We start from the raw sequence: 17,503 nt of genomic DNA on the forward strand, positions 1-17,503 counted from the left end.
GAGCCCATGCCAGATTCCGACGCCCGCCCCACATACCTCCTCGTCGACGGGGAGAACATCGACGCCACCCTCGGCATGAGCGTCCTCGGGCGTCGCCCCGAGCCGGCCGAGCGCCCCCGGTGGGACCGCATCCTGCACTTCACCGAGGAGGTGTGGCACAAGGATGCGCGCGGCCTGTTCTTCCTGAACGCCACCAGCGGCCAGATGCCCATGAGCTTCGTGCAGGCGCTCCTGGCGATGAACTTCAACCCCATCCCGCTGGCGGGGTCGGGCACAGAGAAGGTCGTCGACATCGGCATCCAGCGCACGATGGACGCCATCCTCGCCCAGGGCACCGGCGACGTCATCCTCGCCTCCCACGACGGCGACTACATCCCGCAGGTCGAGAGCCTGCTCGACGACGGCCGCCGCGTGGGCGTCCTGTGCTTCCGCGAGTTCCTCAACTCCGAGCTCGCCGGCCTGACGGAGCGCGGCCTGCAGATCTACGACCTGGAGGACGACCTCGGCGCCTTCAACGCCGTCCTGCCGCGCGTGCGGATCATCCCGCTCACGTCCTTCGACCCCACGCGCTACCTCTAGGCCGCGACAGGTACGGGCCGCCCCATGGTGGCGACAGACCCTCGGGTGGCAACACGCCCACCTTGGGTGGCGAGCGGTCAAGTCCTGACGGGCCACCGCGCGGTCGCGACCGCCAAAACTCTCATGGCGACAGGTCAAGTACTCACGGGCCAGCCCCTCATGGCGACCGGTCAAGCGCTCACGGGCCGCTCACGCCTGTGCTCACTGGCCTGCGCGGGGCGGCGAGCGGTCGGCCCGGGGCAGCGCGCGGATCGCGCCACAAACGCCGCCTGTCAAGGGACCGCCGGTGCTGCTGTGACGCGTGAGGTGCCGCGGCGGTGGCCGGCCGGCCCCGCCCGCGACCTTTGTGGCGCGATCAGCACGGTCGGCGCGACGCGCGCGCCACAGCCGCGCGCGCACCGCCGGAACGTCGGCCGGCGGCCCCGGCCCGCCGCCGCGATGAGCCACGCTGCCGCACCTCCGGAAGCCGCCTCGTGAGCCCGACGCCCAAACCCGTGCTCCCGACGCACACGCGGCGCCCCGCCGGCGACCTCCCCCGGTCTCTGCTGGTCCGGCGCGCCCGCCTCGTCCCCGTCGGCGTCTCGGCGAGGACCACCGGCGCGCCCATGGACGTGCGGATCGTCGACGGAGTCGTCACCGACGTCGGGGCGCGTCTCGATCGTCTCCCGGTCGAGGACGTCCTCGAGGCGGAGGGCCGCTGGGCGATCCCGGGCCTGTGGGACCACCACGTGCACCTCGGCCAGTGGGCGTCGACCTTCAGCCGCCTCGACCTCGGCACCGCCGCGAGCGCGGCGGAGGCGCTGGAGCTCGTGCGCGCCCGGCTCGAGGCCGAGCCGCCGGCGCGGGACGACATCCTCGTCGGCTTCGGGTTCCGCGACGCCCTGTGGCCCGACGCGCCCTCGCTGGCGGCGCTGGACGCCGTGGCGGGTGACGTACCGGTGACCCTGCTCTCCGGTGACGTGCACTGCGGCTGGTTGAGCAGCCGCGCCCGCGAGCTTCTCGGCGCGGCGCCGGGCGGCGCACGCGACGGCGGTGCGCACGACGGCGGCGCGTGCGACGGCGGCGCGCGCGGCGGCGGCCCGCCCGACGACGGGCTCATCCGGGAGGCGCCCTGGTTCGAGGTCCTCCAACGCCTGCGCGAACGGCCCGGTCCCGACCCCGCCGCCGCGTACCGCCGGGCGCTCGGCGATGCGGCCGCGCGCGGCGTCGTGGGCGTGACGGAGCTGGAGTGGGCGCCCAACCACCGGGAGTGGCCGGACCGCGTCGCCGAGGGCCTGGACCTCGTCCGCGTGCGCGCCGGGTTCTATGCGGAGCACCTCGACGATGTCCTCGCCACCGGCCGGCGCACCGGCGACGCGCTGCCCGGCGGCCGTGGCCTCGTGACCATGGGCGCTCTGAAGATCATCTCCGACGGCTCGCTGAACACCCGTACCGCGCACTGCCTCGCGCCCTACGCCGACCCGCCAGACCCCGAGCACCCCCACGGCGTGCAGACCGTGGACCCGCAGACGCTCGAGGAGCTGCTGCGCCGGGCCCGGGCGGGTGGGCTCGACGTTGCCGTCCACGCGATCGGCGACGCGGCGGCCGGCATCGCCCTGGACGCCTTCGCCGCCGCGGGCGCCCGCGGGTCGATCGAGCACGCCCAGCTCCTGGCCCCCGAGCACGCGGAGCGGCTGGCGCGCCTGGGCGTGGTGGCCAGCGTGCAGCCAGCGCAGCTGCTGGACGACCGCGACGTGACCGAGCGGGTCTGGCCCGGCCGCGCCGACCGGTCCTTCCCGCTCCGCGCCCTCCTCGACGCCGGGGCCACGCTGGCGTTCGGGTCCGACGCACCGGTGGCCCCGCTGGACCCGTGGCTCGCGATGGCGGCCGCCGTGCACCGCAGCGCCGACGAGCGCCCGCCCTGGCATCCCGAGCAGCAGATCACCGCGGCCGAGGCCCTGGCGGCCAGCACGGATGGGCAGCGCACGCTGGCGCCGGGCGGCCGCGGCGACGTCGTCCTGCTCGACGCCGACCCGCTCGCCGCAGGGACTGCGGCCCGCACCGGCGAGACGGTGGCCCGCACCGGTGACACGGCGGACGCCGCCGCGCGCCTGCGCACGATGCGCGTGGCCGCCACCGTCGTCGCCGGCCGCATCACGCACCGCGCCCTCTGAGCCCGGTCCAACGCCCCACGCTCGCCGATGATGGGGGCATGACGGTTCTCCGATCGATGATCCTGTTCGTCCTCGCCGCCGGCGCCGAGATCGGCGGTGCCTGGCTCGTGTGGCAGGCCGTCCGGGAGGGGCGCGCGTGGTGGTGGGCGGGCCTGGGCGTCATGGCGCTGGGCCTCTACGGCTTCGTCGCGACCCTGCAGCCCGAGGCGCACTTCGGGCGCATCCTGGCCGCCTACGGCGGCGTCTTCGTCGCCGGGTCGCTGCTGTGGGGCGTGCTGGTCGACGGCTTCCGACCCGACCGCTGGGACCTCGCCGGTGCGGCGATCTGCCTGCTCGGCGTGGTGGTCATCATGTTCGCGCCCCGCCCGGCGTGAGTACCGTGGCGGTCATGAGCTCCCGCGCCTTCGCCCAGGTCGATGTCTTCTCCGCGGAGCCGTACCGGGGCAACCCGGTCGCCGTCGTCGTCGACGCCGAGGGCCTGGGCGAGACGGACATGCAGCTCTTCGCCCGCTGGACGAACCTGTCCGAGACCACCTTCCTCCTGCCCGCCACTGACCCAGCCGCCGACTACCGCGTGCGCATCTTCACCACCGAGGAGGAGCTGCCGTTCGCCGGGCACCCCACCCTGGGATCGGCCCACGCCTGGCTCGAGGCCGGCCACGCGCCGCGCACCCCCGGCCGGCTGGTCCAGCAGTGCGGCGTCGGGCTCGTCGAGCTGCGCGAGGACGACGGGCGGTGGGCGTTCGCGGGCCCCGCGCTGACCCGGTACGAGCCCGTCGACACCGAGACGCTCGCCCAGGTCGCCGCCGGGCTGCGGCTGGACCCCGCCGACCTCCTCGACAGCTCGTGGCTGGTGAACGGCCCGACCTGGATCGGTGTGCGCCTCGCCACGGCCGCGCAGGTCCTGGCGCTGCGCCCGGACTACGCCGCGCTGGGCGACCTGTTCGTCGGCGTGGTCGGCCCGCACACCGGTGACGCGGCGGGCGCCGGCGGCCCCGCGTTCGAGGTCCGCGCGCTCATGGGCACCGGCGTCGAGGACCCGGTCACCGGCTCCTTCAACGCGGGCGCGGCCCGCTGGCTGATGGACACCGGGCAGGCGCCGTCCTCCTACGTCGCCGCGCAGGGCACCGTCATCGGCCGCGCCGGGCGGGTCTACGTGCGCGCGGCCGACGGCGAGGTGTGGGTCGGCGGGGACGCCACGACGGCGATCGCGGGGTCGGTCCGGCTCTGACGACGGACCCCGCCGGGCGGGACGCCGCGGGGGGGGCCGAGGCAGACGCCACGGACGGACGCCGGGCAGGACGGCGACGGCGACGGCGACGGCCAGCCTCGCCCCAGCCTGCTCCCAGGAAACCCTCAGACCGGCGGGGCACACTGGGTGTCATGGAAGCGCGAACCGCCCCGCAGCCCGCCTCGAACACCACGCGGCCGCACGAGGGCGCGCGCGGGCAGGACCGGCCCCCGGAGGCCCGGCTCCTGGTCGTGGACGACGAGCCCAGCATCCGGGAGCTGCTCTCCGCGTCCCTGCGCTTCGCCGGGTTCGAGGTGGTCACCGCCGAGGACGGCAACGCCGCGCTCCGCGCCGCGGCCGACCACCAGCCCGACCTGGTGGTCCTCGACGTCATGCTCCCGGACATGGACGGCTTCACCGTCCTGCGGCGCCTGCGCGCGCACGGCGACCCCATCCCCGTCCTCTTCCTCACCGCCCGCGACGACATGACCGACAAGGTCCAGGGCCTCACCGTCGGCGGTGACGACTACGTCACCAAGCCCTTCAGCCTCGAGGAGGTCGTGGCCCGCATCCGCGCGGTGCTCCGCCGCACGCACCCCGAGGCGGAGGACGATGGCGCCGTGCTCCGCTACGCCGACCTCGAGCTCGACGAGGACGCCCACGAGGTCCGCCGCGCCGGGCGTCAGGTCGAGCTCTCCCCCACCGAGTTCAAGCTGCTGCGGTACCTCATGATCAACGCCGAGCGCGTCGTCTCCAAGGCGCAGATCCTCGACCACGTCTGGGACTACGACTTCGCCGGTGACGCCGCCATCGTCGAGTCCTACATCTCCTACCTGCGGCGCAAGGTCGACTCCGCGTCGGCGCTGGGCCTCGAGGGCACCCCGGAGGGTGAGGCGCTGAGCCCGCTGATCCACACCCGCCGCGGCGTCGGGTACGTGCTCCGGCAGCTTCCCACGCGCTGATGCTGACACGGCTGCGACGGCGCTGGGGCGCGTTCCCCCTCAGCGTCCAGCTCGTCGCGATCCTCGCCGCGCTGCTGCTGCTTGGCCTGGCCACGGCGGGGACCACCACGCTGACCGTGCTGCGCGCGCACCTGGTCCACCAGCTCGACGACGAGCTGACCTCCAGCGCCCGCTCGCTCGGGCAGAACACCGTCGACCAGCTCATGGCCGGGCGCAACGAGCAACCGGTGCTCCCGTCGGACTACTACGTCCGGGTCGAGGTCGACGGCAAGGTCGACCAGATCATCAACCACCAGGCCGAGGAGCGGTTCGGGGTCCCCCGCGTCCCACGGCTCGACCTCGACGACCTCGACGACGAGCTCGAGCCGGTCACGCTCGACGGCGCGGGCAGCGCCGTGGACTGGCGCGCCGTGACGCTGCCCGTCAGCGCCGTCCGCGGCGGCCCGACGGTCGGCGCGGTCACGGTGGCCCTGCCGCTCGCCTCGGTCGACCTGACGATCGCGCGCACCGGCCGGCTCCTCGTCCTCTCCGGTGCGGCCATCGCGGGCGTTGGCGCTTTGGCGGCGTGGTTCGCGGTGCGCCGGTCGCTACGCCCGCTCCGCGAGATCGAGGCGACTGCGGGCGCGATCGCCGCCGGCGACCTCTCCCGCCGCGTCCCCACGCCCCCGCCGACGACGGAGGTCGGCTCCCTGGCCCGGTCGCTCAACGTCATGCTCGCCCAGATCGAGCAGTCCTTCGCCGCCCAGCAAGCCTCCGAGCAGCGCATGCGCCGCTTCGTCTCCGACGCCTCCCACGAGCTGCGCACCCCGCTGGCCACCATCCGCGGGTACGGCGAGCTCTACCGCATGGGCGGCGTCGAGCCCGACGGCGTGGGGCACGCCATGAGCCGCATCGAGTCCGAGGCCAAGCGCATGGGCACGCTCGTGGAGGACCTCCTCCAGCTCGCCCGGCTCGACGAGGGACGCCCCCTGGACCTGCGCCCCGTCGACCTCACCGCGGTGGCCGCCGACGCCGTCGCCGACCTCCGCGCCGTGGCCCCGGGCCGTCCCGCGACCGTGGTGCCGCTCGCGGCCACCGGTGACGCCGGCGCCGACGCGACGGTCCCACCCGTGGTGGTCACGGCCGACGGGGACAAGATCCGCCAGGTGGTCGCCAACCTGGTGGGCAACGTCCTGCAGCACACCCCCGCAGGCACGCCGGTGGAGATCGCCGTCGGGCAGCCCGAACCGGAGTGGGCGCTGATCGAGGTCCGCGACCACGGTCCCGGGATCGCCGAGGATGACGCCCCGCGGGTCTTCGAGCGCTTCTTCCGAGTGGATCCCTCCCGCACTCGCAGCTCCGGCGGCTCGGGGCTGGGCCTGGCGATCGTCGCGGCCATCATGGGCGCCCACCATGGCGGCGTGCGGGTGCTCCCCACGCCCGGCGGCGGCACGACGGTGCAGGTCGCCGCGCCGGTGGCCGGGCCGCCGCCCGCACCCGTGCCGGCGGGCGAGGGCGACGAGGCGCAGCCGGCGCCCGCCCACGACGGCGACGAGGCGCAGCCGGCGCCCGCGAGCACCACGCCGCGGGGCCGCTCCCCGCACGCGTCCCCGGCGGCGCACCCCAAAGGCGCCACCGCCGCCACGGCGGAGCAGGCTCCGCCCGCCGCCGAGCAGGCACCCCCCGCGGGCGTCGCTGACCGCCGCTGACCGCCGCCGACGCCGCTGACCGCCACTGAAAGCCACTGAAGGCCGCCGTACCCCGCGCCCCATCGCCCCCGTGAGCGCGGCTGAACGCGGCCTCGACCCGCCGGAACCGCGTTTGCCCCACGACTGGGGCGGATGGCTACCAACGAGGCACGATCGGGGGCCCCATCGGTCACACCTGCCCCAGTCGTGGGGCAATCGGCTCATTCCGTGCGTGCGACCGGGGCAGTCGCTCGATGCGCCAGTAGCGGCCCCCGGCGACAGACCGCGGGCGGGCGTGCGACCGGAGCCTGTGCCGGAGCCGCTACCGGTGCGCGCTCACCACTCCCGGTGCGCCGGCAGCAGCGTCCCGGGGTTGAGGTTCCGCCCGGGGTCGACCGAGCGCAGCAGCCCGACCATGACGTCGGCGCCGGCGGCGGAGATGTCCTCCTCGAGCCAGCGGGCGTGGTCGGTGCCCACGCCGTGGTGGTGGGAGATCGTCGCGCCGGTGTCCATGAACGACTGCTGGACCGCGTTCTTGACCGCCCAGTAGTTCTCCAGCTGCGCATCCACGTCCGCGGTCCCGGGCGCGAACGCGAAGGTGAAGTACAGGCACGCGCCCGAGTGGTAGCTGTGCGAGAGGTGGCACATGACGAAGCCCTTGACCCCGAGCCGGGCGAACGCGTCCTGCGCGGCGCGGACCGTGCCGGTGTAGACGTCCATCAGCTTCGACCACGGCGCCGCGGTCTCGGAGACGTCGGCGAGGCCACCGATGTCGAGGAGGAAGTCGCGGATGTAGGGCGTGTCGAACTTCTTCTGGTCGTACAGCGTGCCGGGGCCCTTGCCGAGCTTGATGCCGCCGTGCTTCTTGGCGATCTTGGCGACGATGGCCTTGTTGCGCCCCACGTGCTCGGCCCCGCCCTCGTACCCGATGTAGGACAGGCACGCCGCGTCCAGGTCCCAGCCGCGGCGCCGCAGGACGTCGAAGAGCACCTTGGAGACCTTCCCAGAGATGCCCTTGCTCTTCTTCTGGGTGGACAGGGAGAACGCGGTCTCGTTGGCATCGGAGACCCGGGTGACGCTCGGCGCGGCGTCGGAGGTGGAGATCTCCTGCATGGCAGCCAGGCCGGCGGACCAGGTCGGGTAGAGGTAGGCGATGATCTCGCGGTGCTCCGGCAGGCGGTGCACGTTGACCCAGGCCTCGGTGACCACGCCCATGCGCCCCTCGGAGCCGAGGATCATCTCGCGCACGCTGGGCCCCGAGGACGTCGACGGCAGCGGCCGCAGGACGACGACCTTGCCGGGCTGGACGACGCGCAACCCGCGGGTGATGTCCGCGATGTCGCCGTACTTGTCCGACTGCATGCCCGAGGACCGGGTGGCGATCCACCCGCCGAGGGTGGAGTGACGGAAGCTGTCGGGCTGGTGGCCCATGGTCCAGCCGCGCGCGACGAGCTGCTCCTCCATGTCCGGGCCGAGCACGCCCGCCTGGATGCGGGCCAGGCCCGCGGCCTCGTCCACCTCGAGAACTCGGTTCATGCGCCCGAGGTCGAGGGAGACGACGGCGCGCTGCTCGTCGGGCGGCGGGGTCAGCGAGCCGGAGATGTTGGAGCCGCCCCCGAAGGGGATGAGCACGGCGTCGGCCGCGACGACGGCGTCGACGACCGCCCGCACCTGGTCCTCGTCGGCGGGGTAGACCACGACGTCGGGCACGCGCGGCAGGTCGCCGGCGCGCACCCGCACCAGGTCGGCGAGGCCCTTGCCGTAGGTGTGGACCACGCGGTCCATGTCGGCCTGGACCACGTGCTCGTCCCCGACGGCGGAGCGCAGCCGCTCGGCGAGCTCCTCGCCCAGGCGGGGGGCGGGCACGTCCAGGTCCTCGAACGACGGCGGCGGCGTGGCGGGCGCGCCGAGGTCGATGCCGACCCGGTCCAGCACGAACGGTGCCATCTTGGGCTTGTCGCGGTAGTTGAAGGCGACGCCCTCGACGCCCCAGCCCCACCACTTCTGGTGCGAAACACCGTTCACGAAGCTTCCTCCTGTGTGTGCTCGTCGGTCTGCGGTCGTGTGCCCGCCACGTTCCCGTCCCCGAGGACGTACGGCGTCTGCATGGTCAGCATGGTGCTGATCCGGGCGGCCACCCGGTCGCTGAACTCCCGGGGCTTCTCCCCCGGACGCGCCCGCATGGGCCGCCCGACCAGCATCGTCACGGGCGGGCGGCCGGGGACGGGCCAGCTGCGTCCCACCGGCATCGCGTCGCGCGTGCCGAGCAGCGCGACGGGGATGCAGGGGACGTCGTGGTGGCAGCACAGGGCGGCCGCGCCAGGCTTGAAGTGCTGCATCTCGCCGTCGCGCGAGCGGGTGCCCTCGGGGAAGATCAGCACCGGCACGCCGGCCTCGAGGAGGCGGGAGGACATGCCCTTGCCCCGGCCCGCGCCGTCGCGGTGCACCGGGTAGGAGTTGAAGAACAGCGAGGTGGGGGCCTTGATCCACCACTGCTTGTAGAAGTAGTCGGCCGCGGCGGCGACGGCGAGGTTCCCGGTCAGGCGCCGCGGCAGCTCGGTGACCATGACGGTGGCGTCGAGGTGGCTGGTGTGGTTGGCGACGACGACGAACGGCCCGGAGACGCCCTCGACGTTGCGGGCACCCTCCACCCTGACCCGGGCCACCGAGTGGACGACCGACTTCAGGACGACGCGCTGGGCCACGAACCGGGCCCACCGGTGCCATCGCGCGTGGTAACGGCTCAGGCTCTGCACGGCACTCACCTCCGGCTCTTGTTCAGCAGGGCGGTGAACTGGCGTACCGCCGGCCGTGGCGCGTGCTCGGCGAGGAACGCCAGCACGGTGAAGCGTTTGGAGGGCACCGAGCGCACCCGCCCCTTCTCGACGTCGGCCAGGCAGTCCGCGACCACGCGGTCTGCCTCGAGCCACAGGGCGCCGGGGATGGAGCTGGCGCGGATGCCCGCCCGCTCGTGGAACTCCGTGCGCACCCAGCCGGGCAGCAGGGTCGTGACCCGCACGCCCGTCCCGGCGAGCTCGAGGGCGAGGCTCTCGGAGTACGTCCGCACCCAGGACTTGATGGCCGAGTACGCCCCCATGGGGATCAGCCCCGCCACGGACGAGACGTTGATGATGACGCCGTGCCCGCGGGCCCGCATGGCCCGCCCGGCCGCGTTGCCCAGCAGCAGCACGGCGCGGACCATGAGCTCCAGGGCGTCCTCGTGCTCGGCCGTGTCCTCGGCGAGCAGCGGCGCGTGCACGCCCTTGCCGGCGTTGTTGACGAAGACCTCCACCGGGGAGGCCTCGTCCGCCAGCCGCGCGGCGACGGCGGCCGCCCCCGCGCGGGCGGCGAGGTCGGCGGGCAGGGTCTCGACCTCGACGCCGTAGCGCCAGCGGAGCTGCTCGGCGGTCTTCCCCAGCCGCTCGGCGTCGCGGGCCACCAGGACGAGGTCGCAGCCACGCGCGGCGAGGGCGTGCGCGAAGGACAACCCGATCCCGGAGGTGCCGCCCGTGATCAGAGCACGGCCGCGGAGGACGGAGTCCGGGGACCCCGCCGCCCGCCCCGGGCGACCCTGCCCAACGTCGTTCATGCGCGCCGCGCCCCCTTGATGCTCCGCAGGACCGGGGACAACCGCCCCTCGGCGGTCGTGGTCCAGCTGTGGACCGGCCACCGCCGTGCCTTGGCATAACGGTAGAGGCTAGCGTCCGGGTTGACCGCGTTGGGGTGGCCGACGACCTCCAGCCAGGACCGGTCGGCGTAGCTGTCGCCGTAGGCGAAGGACCGGGTCAGGTCCATCCCCTCCTCGCGGGCGTAGCGGCGCAGCCACGCGACCCGGGCCTCCCCCACCAGCGGCGACGCGGCCAGGTGACCGGTCCAGCGCCCCTGCGGGTCGGACTCCATCTTCCCGGCGACGATCACGTCGAAGAGCGGGGCGAGCGGCTCGACGAAGACGTCGATCTCACCGGTGAGCAGCACGGTGCGGTGCCCGGCCTCGTGATGGGCCCGGACCTGCTCCAGGGCCTCGCGCAGCAGGCCCCGGCGCAGCGAGGGCATGACCTTCTTGGTGACGACCTCGCGCAGCTCGGCCTCCTTCACCCCGGCGTAGCGGCGCATGAAGGTGCGGATGAAGTCCCCGCGGTCGCGCATCTCCGCCTGGAGGTAGCGCGGCGCGAGCGCGACGAGGTTGGCGAGCGACCCGGGCCAGTGGCTGACGGGCTTGGCCGCGAGCTCGACCCACAGGTACTGCTCCACGAGGGTGGCAGCGGCGACGGTGCGCTGGAGGTCGAAGACCGCGAGGACGTCGCTGCGCCGCTCGAGCTCCTTGGGCGCGGCGGCCTCCGCCCCGCTGCCCTGGCTCCGCATGAGCCCGGGCACGCCCGGGATGTGGACCTCCTGGAGGTAGTGCCGCCAGTCGATCTCGGTGACGTCGAAGCCGTGCAGGTCCTGGCGCTCGGCGGGCAGCGCGGCGTGCAGGGCGCGCAGGCGGGCGTCGTCGAAGATCACCTCGGTCTGGGTGTACGGCTGGTACAGGCCGGTGAACTTGCGCAGGGTGCGCAGATCCCGCCGGGCCTTGTACAGCCCGGAGATCCAGCCCCGGGTGCGGTCGTTGGCGGGCAGGCGGCCCACCGCCTTGTCGGCCAGGTCCACGACCCGCTCGCGGCGGGACAGCGCCCGCTCCACGGCGCCGGTGTGCGGGAACGACCAGGACGGCACCGCCACGTGGGCGCCCTCGGCGTCGGTCAGGGGGTGCGCCTTGAAGTACTCGCGCACCAGCCGGACGAGCCGGCCCACCGGCAGCGGGTTGGTGATGCTGGAGCAGACCTGGAAGAACTGCGCCTGCCCGGCCGGCGAGGGGGCGGCCGCGGCGGCGAGGATCGCGTTGACCACGAAGTCCACGGGGATGACGTCGAGCACCGTGTCCGCCAGCGCGGGGAACTCGGGCAGCAGGCCGCGACCGTAGGCGGCGATGAGCGGGTCGGCCACCTTGAACCCGTCGATCCAGCCGGGGTAGGGGTGCTTGAGCGCGGACTCGATGACGGTCGGGCGCACCACGGAGAGGCGGTGGCCGTTGCCGACCCACAGGTCCTCCGCGACGCGCTCCCCGAGCGCCTTGGTGAACGTGTAGACGTCGGTCCAGCCCAGGGTGTTGGCGCGGGTGCGGCCGGCCTCGATGAGCTCCTGGCGGACCCACTCCTGCCGGGCCTCCTCGGCGGCCTCCGACACCGCGGCGGCGCCGGCGCGGCGGTGCTCCGACTGGGCGTCGGCGAGCAGCTTCCGCAGCACCGCGGGCCGGCGGGAGGCCGCCTCGGCCTCCGTGCGCGCGACGAGGGCCTGGGTGAGCTCCAGCTCCCGGTCGACGTCGTGGTCGAGGGACCGCTCCTCGACGACGCCCTTGCGCAGGCCGGCGACGTAGCTGGTCGAGACGTGCACGACGTGCGGGTCGGCGCCGGTCGCGAGCAGGGCCTCGTACAGCGAGATCGGGCCGCCGACGTTGGCCTGGAAGGCCTCGTCGATGGGCAGGTCGAAGGACACGGTGGACGCGGAGTGGATGACGACGTCGAGGTCCGTGGGCAGCGGCGGGAGCGCGCCGAGGTCCCCCGCCAGGACCGTGACCCGGTCGCGGAAGGCGGCTGTGGCGGCGTCGTCCCCGACGCGCGCGCGCCAGGTCTTGAAGACCGGCTTGCGCAGCAGCTTGTCGACGCGCATCTGCGCGGTGAGGTCACCACGCGGGCGTACCAGCACGGTCACGCGGGTGGTGGGGTATGCGGAGAGCAGCTTCTCGAGGACGGCCTGACCGACGAAGCCGGTGGCGCCCGTGAGGAGCACATGTGCCCCGTCCAAGGGTTGTGACATTCCGCAGACAATACCGGTGGTCAGGGCAGCGGCTCCGCACCGTCCCGCGCCGCTCCCCCGGCGCCCCCGGGTCGGGGACCCGGGCGCGTGCGCCGGGCCGGGTGCGCGGGCGAACGCGGGGTCGTCCGCGCCAGGCGCGTGGGCAGCAGGCCGAGGTCGACGTCGGCCGCCCGCGGGCCGCTCATGTCGCGCGTGGGCGAACACGACGACGCCGGCCGCGCCGTCGTTGACGTGGGTGCGCGAACGCGTGCATGGCGTCCTGGCCGGATGCCGGCGCCCCGGCTGCGGCGCTCGCGGGGCGCCCCCGCTTGGCCGGCGCGTCCCGGACGTCGGCGGGGCCACCTCACCCCCCGGTGGCCGGCGCGCGGCGGCCGGGTACGGGGGTGCGGACGAGGTGCCGATAGGGGCGTCAGGGGCTGTTCGCCGCCGGTTGTCGCTGTGGATAAGCATGCCGGCGGGGCCGTTCAGGAGCACACTGAGTGAGACCCGCCACCGCAGACGTTGGCAGTCCAGGCCGGAGCTTGCTCTGCTGCGGAAGCGGTCTACGATCGCTCTGCTCTTACTTCCGTCAAGGGAACAGATCCATGGGCGTCTCTGACGTACCTCAATGGCTCACCGCCGCATTCACCCGCAGCGCACTCGCCGTCGGCGCTACCGCACCCCGCGAGCAGATCGAGGAGACCTTCCACCGGCTCCTGCAGCGCTGGCACGACCCGGACCGTCACTTCCACAACGTCCGTCACGTCATCGACGTCCTCGCCCGGGTCGACGAGCTCGCCGAGGAGACCCACCACCCGGACATCGTCCGGCTGGCGGCCTGGTACCACGGCGCGGTGTTCAACTCGACCATCCGCCAGGTCTACTCGCGCAGCGGCGGTGAGGACGAGGTCGCCTCGGCACAGCTCGCGCGGGAGGAGCTCGGCGCCCTCGGGGTCCCCGAGAAGGTGCTCGACCGGGTCACCGACCTCATCCTCAACCTCAAGCGTCACGACGCGAACCCGCGCGACATCGACTCCCTGGCGCTGTGCGACGCCGACCTTGCCGTCCTGGCCTCGGACCCCCAGCGTTACCGGGCCTACCGGAAGGCGGTCCGGGAGGAGTACGCGCACATCCCCACGCGCCACTACCTCGAGGCCCGCATCGCCATCGCCACCAAGCTGCTCGCCCGTCGGCACCTGTTCCTCAGCCCCATGGGCGCGCAGTGGGAGGACGCGGCCCGGGAGAACCTGCGCGCCGAGCTCGACCGCCTCCGCGTGGACCTCGCCGCGCTGGGCGAGTGCGCCCCCGGCGAGTCCGTCACGGAGGCGGAGGCAGCACTCGACCCGAGCGGCGCCCACGGTGACCGGCGGCCGGCGGCGGTGCCCGCCCCCGACGCCCGGCGCGCCGCCGAGGGGGTCAGCGTCTTCGCGCCCTCGCCCGCCATCCCGATGCCCCCCACGTCCGCGGCCAGCCCGTACGCGACCCCGTCCACACCCGACTCCGCCGCCCGGGCGGTCCGGACCCCGCTGGCCCCGCCCGACGCCGCCCGCGTCGCGACCGCCGCCCCCACTCCCGGCAGGGAGGGCTCTCGCGCGACCGCGCCGAGCCCGGCGGAGGCGGGCCGCGAGCTGGGCGGGCCCGAGACGCGCCGCCCGGTCCAGGCCCGGACGTCCTCGCTCGAGTCCTCCCCCGAGGACCTGGGCGCTGCGCCGCGTCGTGCGGCCGGCGAGGGGCAGCCCGACCGCGAGGAGGTCGCCCGCAGCTCGCGCGAGCTCGTAGACCTCGCCGTGCGCGAGGGACGCGAGCGGGCCGAGCGGGAGCGCGGCCAGCGCGAGCGCCTCGAGCTCGCACGCGCCGAGCGGGACCGCGGCCAGCGCGAGCCCGTGGAGCCCGCACGCACCGGCTCTCCGACGCCGGAGCACCGCCGGCCCGCGCGGCAGCCGTGGCTGGCCGACGTCCCCACCGGCCTCGCCGCCACGGGCGCGCCGGACGCGGCGGTCGAGCCCGAGCGTGCGGAGGCGCTGCCGCACCACGGCATGGAGCGGGAGCCGGACCTCTTCGACCGTCCAGCACGACGCCGCCGCGAGAAGAAGGTCCGCTAACCCACCCCATCAGCGCTGACCGGTCAAGTCCTCGCACCTCCCCAACAGCGGTGACCGGTCAAGTCCTCGCACCTCCCCAACAGCGGTGACCGGTCAAGTCCTCGCACCTCCCAACGCTGACCGGTCAAGTCCTCGCACCCCGCCCGCGGCCGGCCACCTGCGCGCGACGGGTCGATCCCGTGCCCCGGATTGTCCTTCCGTGCCGTCGGCACGCCGGGCCGGCCGCCGATTGTCCCGCCGGGTCGCCAACACCTCGTCACGCCGGCCGCCCGGTCAGCCCGGTCAGCCCGCCACGCCATCCCGTCCACAGGCGCGCGTCCTGCCGCATCGCCCACAGCGGGGACGCCGCCCGCGCCGGCCGGTGACGTGGTTCTCTAACGTCGCCCCTGACCGCGCCGCCGTGGCGCGGCACGAGGGAGGAAGCCATGGCCAGGTTCCAGGTCGACAGCGCGGAGGTGGCGCACGCCGCCGCGCAAACCCGTATGACCACGAGCACCATCCGCGCCGAGGTCACGGCGATGATGAATCACCTCGTGCAGCTGCAGGGCAGCTGGACCGGATCGGCGTCAGCGGCGTTCTCCACCTGCGCGGACCAGTGGCGCAGCACCCAGGCGCAGGTCGAGGCGACGCTCGAGCAGATCACGCTGGCGCTCGACACGGCTTCGCGCACCTACGCCGACGCCGAGACGAACGCCCAGGGGCTGTTCGCACGCTGACCGGGCCGTGCCGAACCCGGGGAACGTACGATCGCGGCGTGGCCATCCTCGTCGACCCGCCCCGGTGGCCTGCGCACGGCACCGTCTGGGCGCACCTCGTCTCGGACACCTCGCTCGACGAGCTGCATGCGTTCGCACGGGCCAACGGCGTGCCGTTGCGTGCCTTCGACCTCGACCACTACGACGTCCCGGCGGAGCGGATCCCCGAGCTGGTGGCCTCGGGAGCTTTCGCGGTGGACGGCCGCGAGCTGCTGGTGCGCCTCCGCGCGTCGGGCCTGCGCGTGCGGGGCGCCGACCGGCCCGCCGAGCAGACGCGCCGCCGGCGCGCCAACCTGGTCCGCCGGTGGGACGAGATCGAGCACGACGGCGCCCCGCCCGGCGCGTGGCGCGCGCTCGGTGAGGAGCTGCTCGCACGCTGGGAGGAGCCACACCGCCGGTACCACGACGTCGCGCATCTCGCGGACGTGCTCTGGAACCTCGACATGCTGGCCGAGGACGGTGAGGAGGTGCGTCGCGCCGTCGTGCTCGCGGCCTGGTTCCACGACTCCGTCTACGACGGCGTGCCGGGCACGGACGAGGAACGCTCGGCCGCCCTGGCCGGCAGGGCGCTCGCGGATGCTGGACTGCCGAGGCCCGAGGTGGCCGAGGTGTCACGACTGGTGCTGCTGACCGCCACGCACGCCCCGGCATCGGCGGACCGTGCCGGGGCGGCGCTGTGCGACGCCGATCTCGGCGTCCTCGGGGCCCCTCCCCCCAGGTACGCCGCGTACGCCGCGGCCGTCCGCCAGGAGTACGCCCATGTCGCGGACGACGACTTCCGCCGCGGCCGGGCCGCGGTGCTGCGCGCGCTGCTCGGGCACGTGCCGCTGTACGCCACGGCCGCCGGCCGCGAGCGCTGGGAGTCCCGGGCCAGGGAGAACGTCGCCGCCGAGCTCGCCGCGCTGGGCGGCGCCGGCCGCGCCGCCGGGTGACGATGCCCGCCCCGCCGGGTGCCGGCGCCGGCCGCGCCGCCGGGTGACGATGCCCGCCCCGCCGGGTGCCGGCGTCGGCCGCCCCACCGGGTAACGGCGTCGGCCGCGCCGCCGGGTGGCGCGGTCCGCAACGCCACGCTCACGGCACGAGGACGGCGGCGCCCTCGTAGCGGTCCGCCGCCAGGTCCCGCAGCGTGACGTTCGCCGCGGCCAGCGGGCGGACGAGGGTGGTCGGTGCCAGGTCCAGCGTCGCTGCCAGGCGCAGCAACTCCTCGCCGTCGACGCGCGTGTTGGCGGTGACGCTGCGGACCTCCTTCTCGTAGAAGAGCTCACGCTCGTAGACCAGCGGCGGGACGTCGCTGAGGTGGATGCCCGCGATGACCAGCACCCCGCCGCGGTCCAGCGCGCGCAGCGCCGGCGGCACCAGCGTCCCGACCGGCGCGAACAGGATGGCCGCGTCCAGCGGCTCCGGCGGCGGGTCGGCCGCGCCCTGCGCGGAGGCGGCCCCCAGCGCGAGCGCCAGGTCCTGCGCACGCGACGACCTGGTCATCACGTGCACCACGGCCCCCTGCCGGACGGCGACCTGCGCGACCAGGTGCGCCGACGCCCCGAACCCGTACACCCCGAGCCGCCCGCCCGGCGGCAGGGTCGCTCGCTTGAGCGCGCGGTAGCCGACGATGCCGGAGCACAGCAGCGGCGCCGCGCTCGCGGCCGGGAGAGTCCCGGGCAGCCGGTACGCGAACCGCTCGTCCACCAGGGTCGCCGACGCGAACCCGCCGTCGGCGTCCCAGCCGGTGAACCGGGCGTCGGGGCACAGGTTCTCCCGGCCGCCACGGCACCAGCGGCACGCACCGCAGGTGCCGCGCAGCCAGGCCACGCCCACCCGGTCGCCGGCCGAGAGCCGCCGGCAGCCGGGGCCGAGCGCGGTCACCCGGCCCACGACCTCGTGGCCGGGCACGGTGCGGGGGCGGCGCGGGGCGAGGTCCCCCTCCGCGAGGTGGAGGTCCGTGCGGCACACGCCGCAGGCCTCGACGGCGACGCGGACCTCCCGCGGGCCCGGCTCCGGTTCCGCGAGCGCGGTCCAGACCAGCGGGTGCGTGGCGACGGGCCCGGGATCGGTGACCACCCAGCCGTGCATCGCGTCCTCCTCGACGGCGCTCGGGGCGCCTCGCCGGGCGTTCGGGGCGTTCGGGGCGCCTCCGCCCGACGCTCGGGGCGCCTCCGCCACGGTGCGCGCCGGCACCCGGCCGCGCAAACGGACGGGTCGCCGCAATACAGCGACGGCCGGAC

At 74.9% G+C, this 17,503-nt stretch carries 14 protein-coding genes; 9 read left to right on the forward strand and 5 right to left on the reverse strand.

The annotated features are described in order from the left end of the window. Positions 1-6 precede the first annotated feature (6 nt). From EJK16_RS16160 to EJK16_RS16185, 6 genes are all read left to right on the forward strand, one after another. Entirely contained in the window at positions 7-579 is a 573-nt protein-coding gene (locus EJK16_RS16160; RefSeq protein ID WP_127131159.1) for an NYN domain-containing protein, read from the forward strand. Positions 580-1,052: 473 nt separating this feature from the next. Beyond that, positions 1,053-2,732 carry an amidohydrolase gene (locus tag EJK16_RS16165; RefSeq protein WP_240646116.1) on the forward strand — a complete coding sequence of 560 codons (1,680 nt, stop codon included), beginning with the start codon at positions 1,053-1,055 and terminating at the stop codon, positions 2,730-2,732. A 38-nt stretch (positions 2,733-2,770) separates the two neighbouring features. Further along, positions 2,771-3,106 carry a YnfA family protein gene (locus tag EJK16_RS16170; RefSeq protein WP_127131161.1) on the forward strand — a complete coding sequence of 112 codons (336 nt, stop codon included), beginning with the start codon at positions 2,771-2,773 and terminating at the stop codon, positions 3,104-3,106. A gap of 14 nt (positions 3,107-3,120) precedes the next feature. Continuing rightward, a complete protein-coding gene (locus EJK16_RS16175) occupies positions 3,121-3,963 on the forward strand; it encodes a PhzF family phenazine biosynthesis protein (protein ID WP_127131163.1) in 843 nt (280 codons plus the stop codon). 152 nt (positions 3,964-4,115) lie between these two features. Then, positions 4,116-4,925: a response regulator transcription factor gene (locus EJK16_RS16180; protein WP_127131164.1), complete on the forward strand. Its 810-nt coding sequence runs from the start codon at positions 4,116-4,118 to the stop codon at positions 4,923-4,925. Then, the gene (locus EJK16_RS16185) at positions 4,925-6,613 is read left to right on the forward strand and encodes a cell wall metabolism sensor histidine kinase WalK (RefSeq protein WP_164737381.1); all 1,689 of its coding nucleotides are present in this window, start codon (positions 4,925-4,927) and stop codon (positions 6,611-6,613) included. Before EJK16_RS16180 ends, EJK16_RS16185 begins: the two co-directional genes overlap by 1 nt. 315 nt (positions 6,614-6,928) lie before the next feature. On the opposite strand, the gene EJK16_RS16190 is transcribed toward EJK16_RS16185, so the two are convergent. The 4 genes from EJK16_RS16190 to EJK16_RS16205 are packed head-to-tail and all read right to left on the reverse strand — an operon-like array spanning position 6,929 to position 12,445. After that, positions 6,929-8,617 (reverse strand): FAD-binding oxidoreductase, encoded by a 1,689-nt coding sequence (locus tag EJK16_RS16190; RefSeq protein ID WP_240646117.1) that lies wholly within the window; start codon positions 8,615-8,617, stop codon positions 6,929-6,931. Then, the gene (locus tag EJK16_RS16195; RefSeq protein WP_164737382.1) at positions 8,614-9,348 is read right to left on the reverse strand and encodes a 1-acyl-sn-glycerol-3-phosphate acyltransferase; all 735 of its coding nucleotides are present in this window, start codon (positions 9,346-9,348) and stop codon (positions 8,614-8,616) included. Before EJK16_RS16195 ends, EJK16_RS16190 begins: the two co-directional genes overlap by 4 nt. Positions 9,349-9,353: 5 nt before the next feature. After that, a complete protein-coding gene (locus EJK16_RS16200) occupies positions 9,354-10,181 on the reverse strand; it encodes an SDR family oxidoreductase (protein WP_127131168.1) in 828 nt (275 codons plus the stop codon). Then, positions 10,178-12,445 carry an SDR family oxidoreductase gene (locus tag EJK16_RS16205; protein ID WP_127131170.1) on the reverse strand — a complete coding sequence of 756 codons (2,268 nt, stop codon included), beginning with the start codon at positions 12,443-12,445 and terminating at the stop codon, positions 10,178-10,180. Before EJK16_RS16205 ends, EJK16_RS16200 begins: the two co-directional genes overlap by 4 nt. 584 nt (positions 12,446-13,029) lie before the next feature. On the opposite strand from EJK16_RS16205, the gene EJK16_RS16210 reads away from it, so the two are divergent. From EJK16_RS16210 to EJK16_RS16220, 3 genes are all read left to right on the forward strand, one after another. Next, the gene (locus EJK16_RS16210) at positions 13,030-14,526 is read left to right on the forward strand and encodes a hypothetical protein (protein WP_127131172.1); all 1,497 of its coding nucleotides are present in this window, start codon (positions 13,030-13,032) and stop codon (positions 14,524-14,526) included. 425 nt (positions 14,527-14,951) lie between these two features. Beyond that, on the forward strand, positions 14,952-15,242 hold the full coding sequence (locus tag EJK16_RS16215) for a WXG100 family type VII secretion target (protein WP_127131174.1): 291 nt from the start codon (positions 14,952-14,954) through the stop codon (positions 15,240-15,242). A 38-nt stretch (positions 15,243-15,280) separates the two neighbouring features. Then, the gene (locus tag EJK16_RS16220; RefSeq protein ID WP_127131176.1) at positions 15,281-16,213 is read left to right on the forward strand and encodes a DUF4031 domain-containing protein; all 933 of its coding nucleotides are present in this window, start codon (positions 15,281-15,283) and stop codon (positions 16,211-16,213) included. A gap of 139 nt (positions 16,214-16,352) precedes the next feature. Here the strand turns inward: EJK16_RS16220 and EJK16_RS16225 are convergent, their stop codons facing one another. After that, on the reverse strand, positions 16,353-17,351 hold the full coding sequence (locus tag EJK16_RS16225) for a zinc-dependent alcohol dehydrogenase family protein (protein WP_127131178.1): 999 nt from the start codon (positions 17,349-17,351) through the stop codon (positions 16,353-16,355). Positions 17,352-17,503: the final 152 nt, after the last annotated feature.

It is taken from the genome of Georgenia sp. SYP-B2076 (assembly GCF_003991205.1).
Taxonomy (GTDB): Bacteria; Actinomycetota; Actinomycetes; order Actinomycetales; family Actinomycetaceae; genus Georgenia.

Bases quoted from the DNA above. Each gene is read 5' to 3' on its own strand.
- EJK16_RS16200 (WP_127131168.1), bottom strand. From the start codon at position 10,181: ATGAACGACGTTGGGCAGGGTCGCCCGGGGCGGGCGGCGGGGTCCCCG.
- EJK16_RS16225 (WP_127131178.1), bottom strand. From the start codon at position 17,351: ATGCACGGCTGGGTGGTCACCGATCCCGGGCCCGTCGCCACGCACCCG.
- EJK16_RS16180 (WP_127131164.1), top strand. From the start codon at position 4,116: ATGGAAGCGCGAACCGCCCCGCAGCCCGCCTCGAACACCACGCGGCCG.
- EJK16_RS16160 (WP_127131159.1), top strand. From the start codon at position 7: ATGCCAGATTCCGACGCCCGCCCCACATACCTCCTCGTCGACGGGGAG.
- EJK16_RS16175 (WP_127131163.1), top strand. From the start codon at position 3,121: ATGAGCTCCCGCGCCTTCGCCCAGGTCGATGTCTTCTCCGCGGAGCCG.
- EJK16_RS16170 (WP_127131161.1), top strand. From the start codon at position 2,771: ATGACGGTTCTCCGATCGATGATCCTGTTCGTCCTCGCCGCCGGCGCC.
- EJK16_RS16210 (WP_127131172.1), top strand. From the start codon at position 13,030: ATGGGCGTCTCTGACGTACCTCAATGGCTCACCGCCGCATTCACCCGC.
- EJK16_RS16205 (WP_127131170.1), bottom strand. From the start codon at position 12,445: ATGTCACAACCCTTGGACGGGGCACATGTGCTCCTCACGGGCGCCACC.
- EJK16_RS16185 (WP_164737381.1), top strand. From the start codon at position 4,925: ATGCTGACACGGCTGCGACGGCGCTGGGGCGCGTTCCCCCTCAGCGTC.
- EJK16_RS16215 (WP_127131174.1), top strand. From the start codon at position 14,952: ATGGCCAGGTTCCAGGTCGACAGCGCGGAGGTGGCGCACGCCGCCGCG.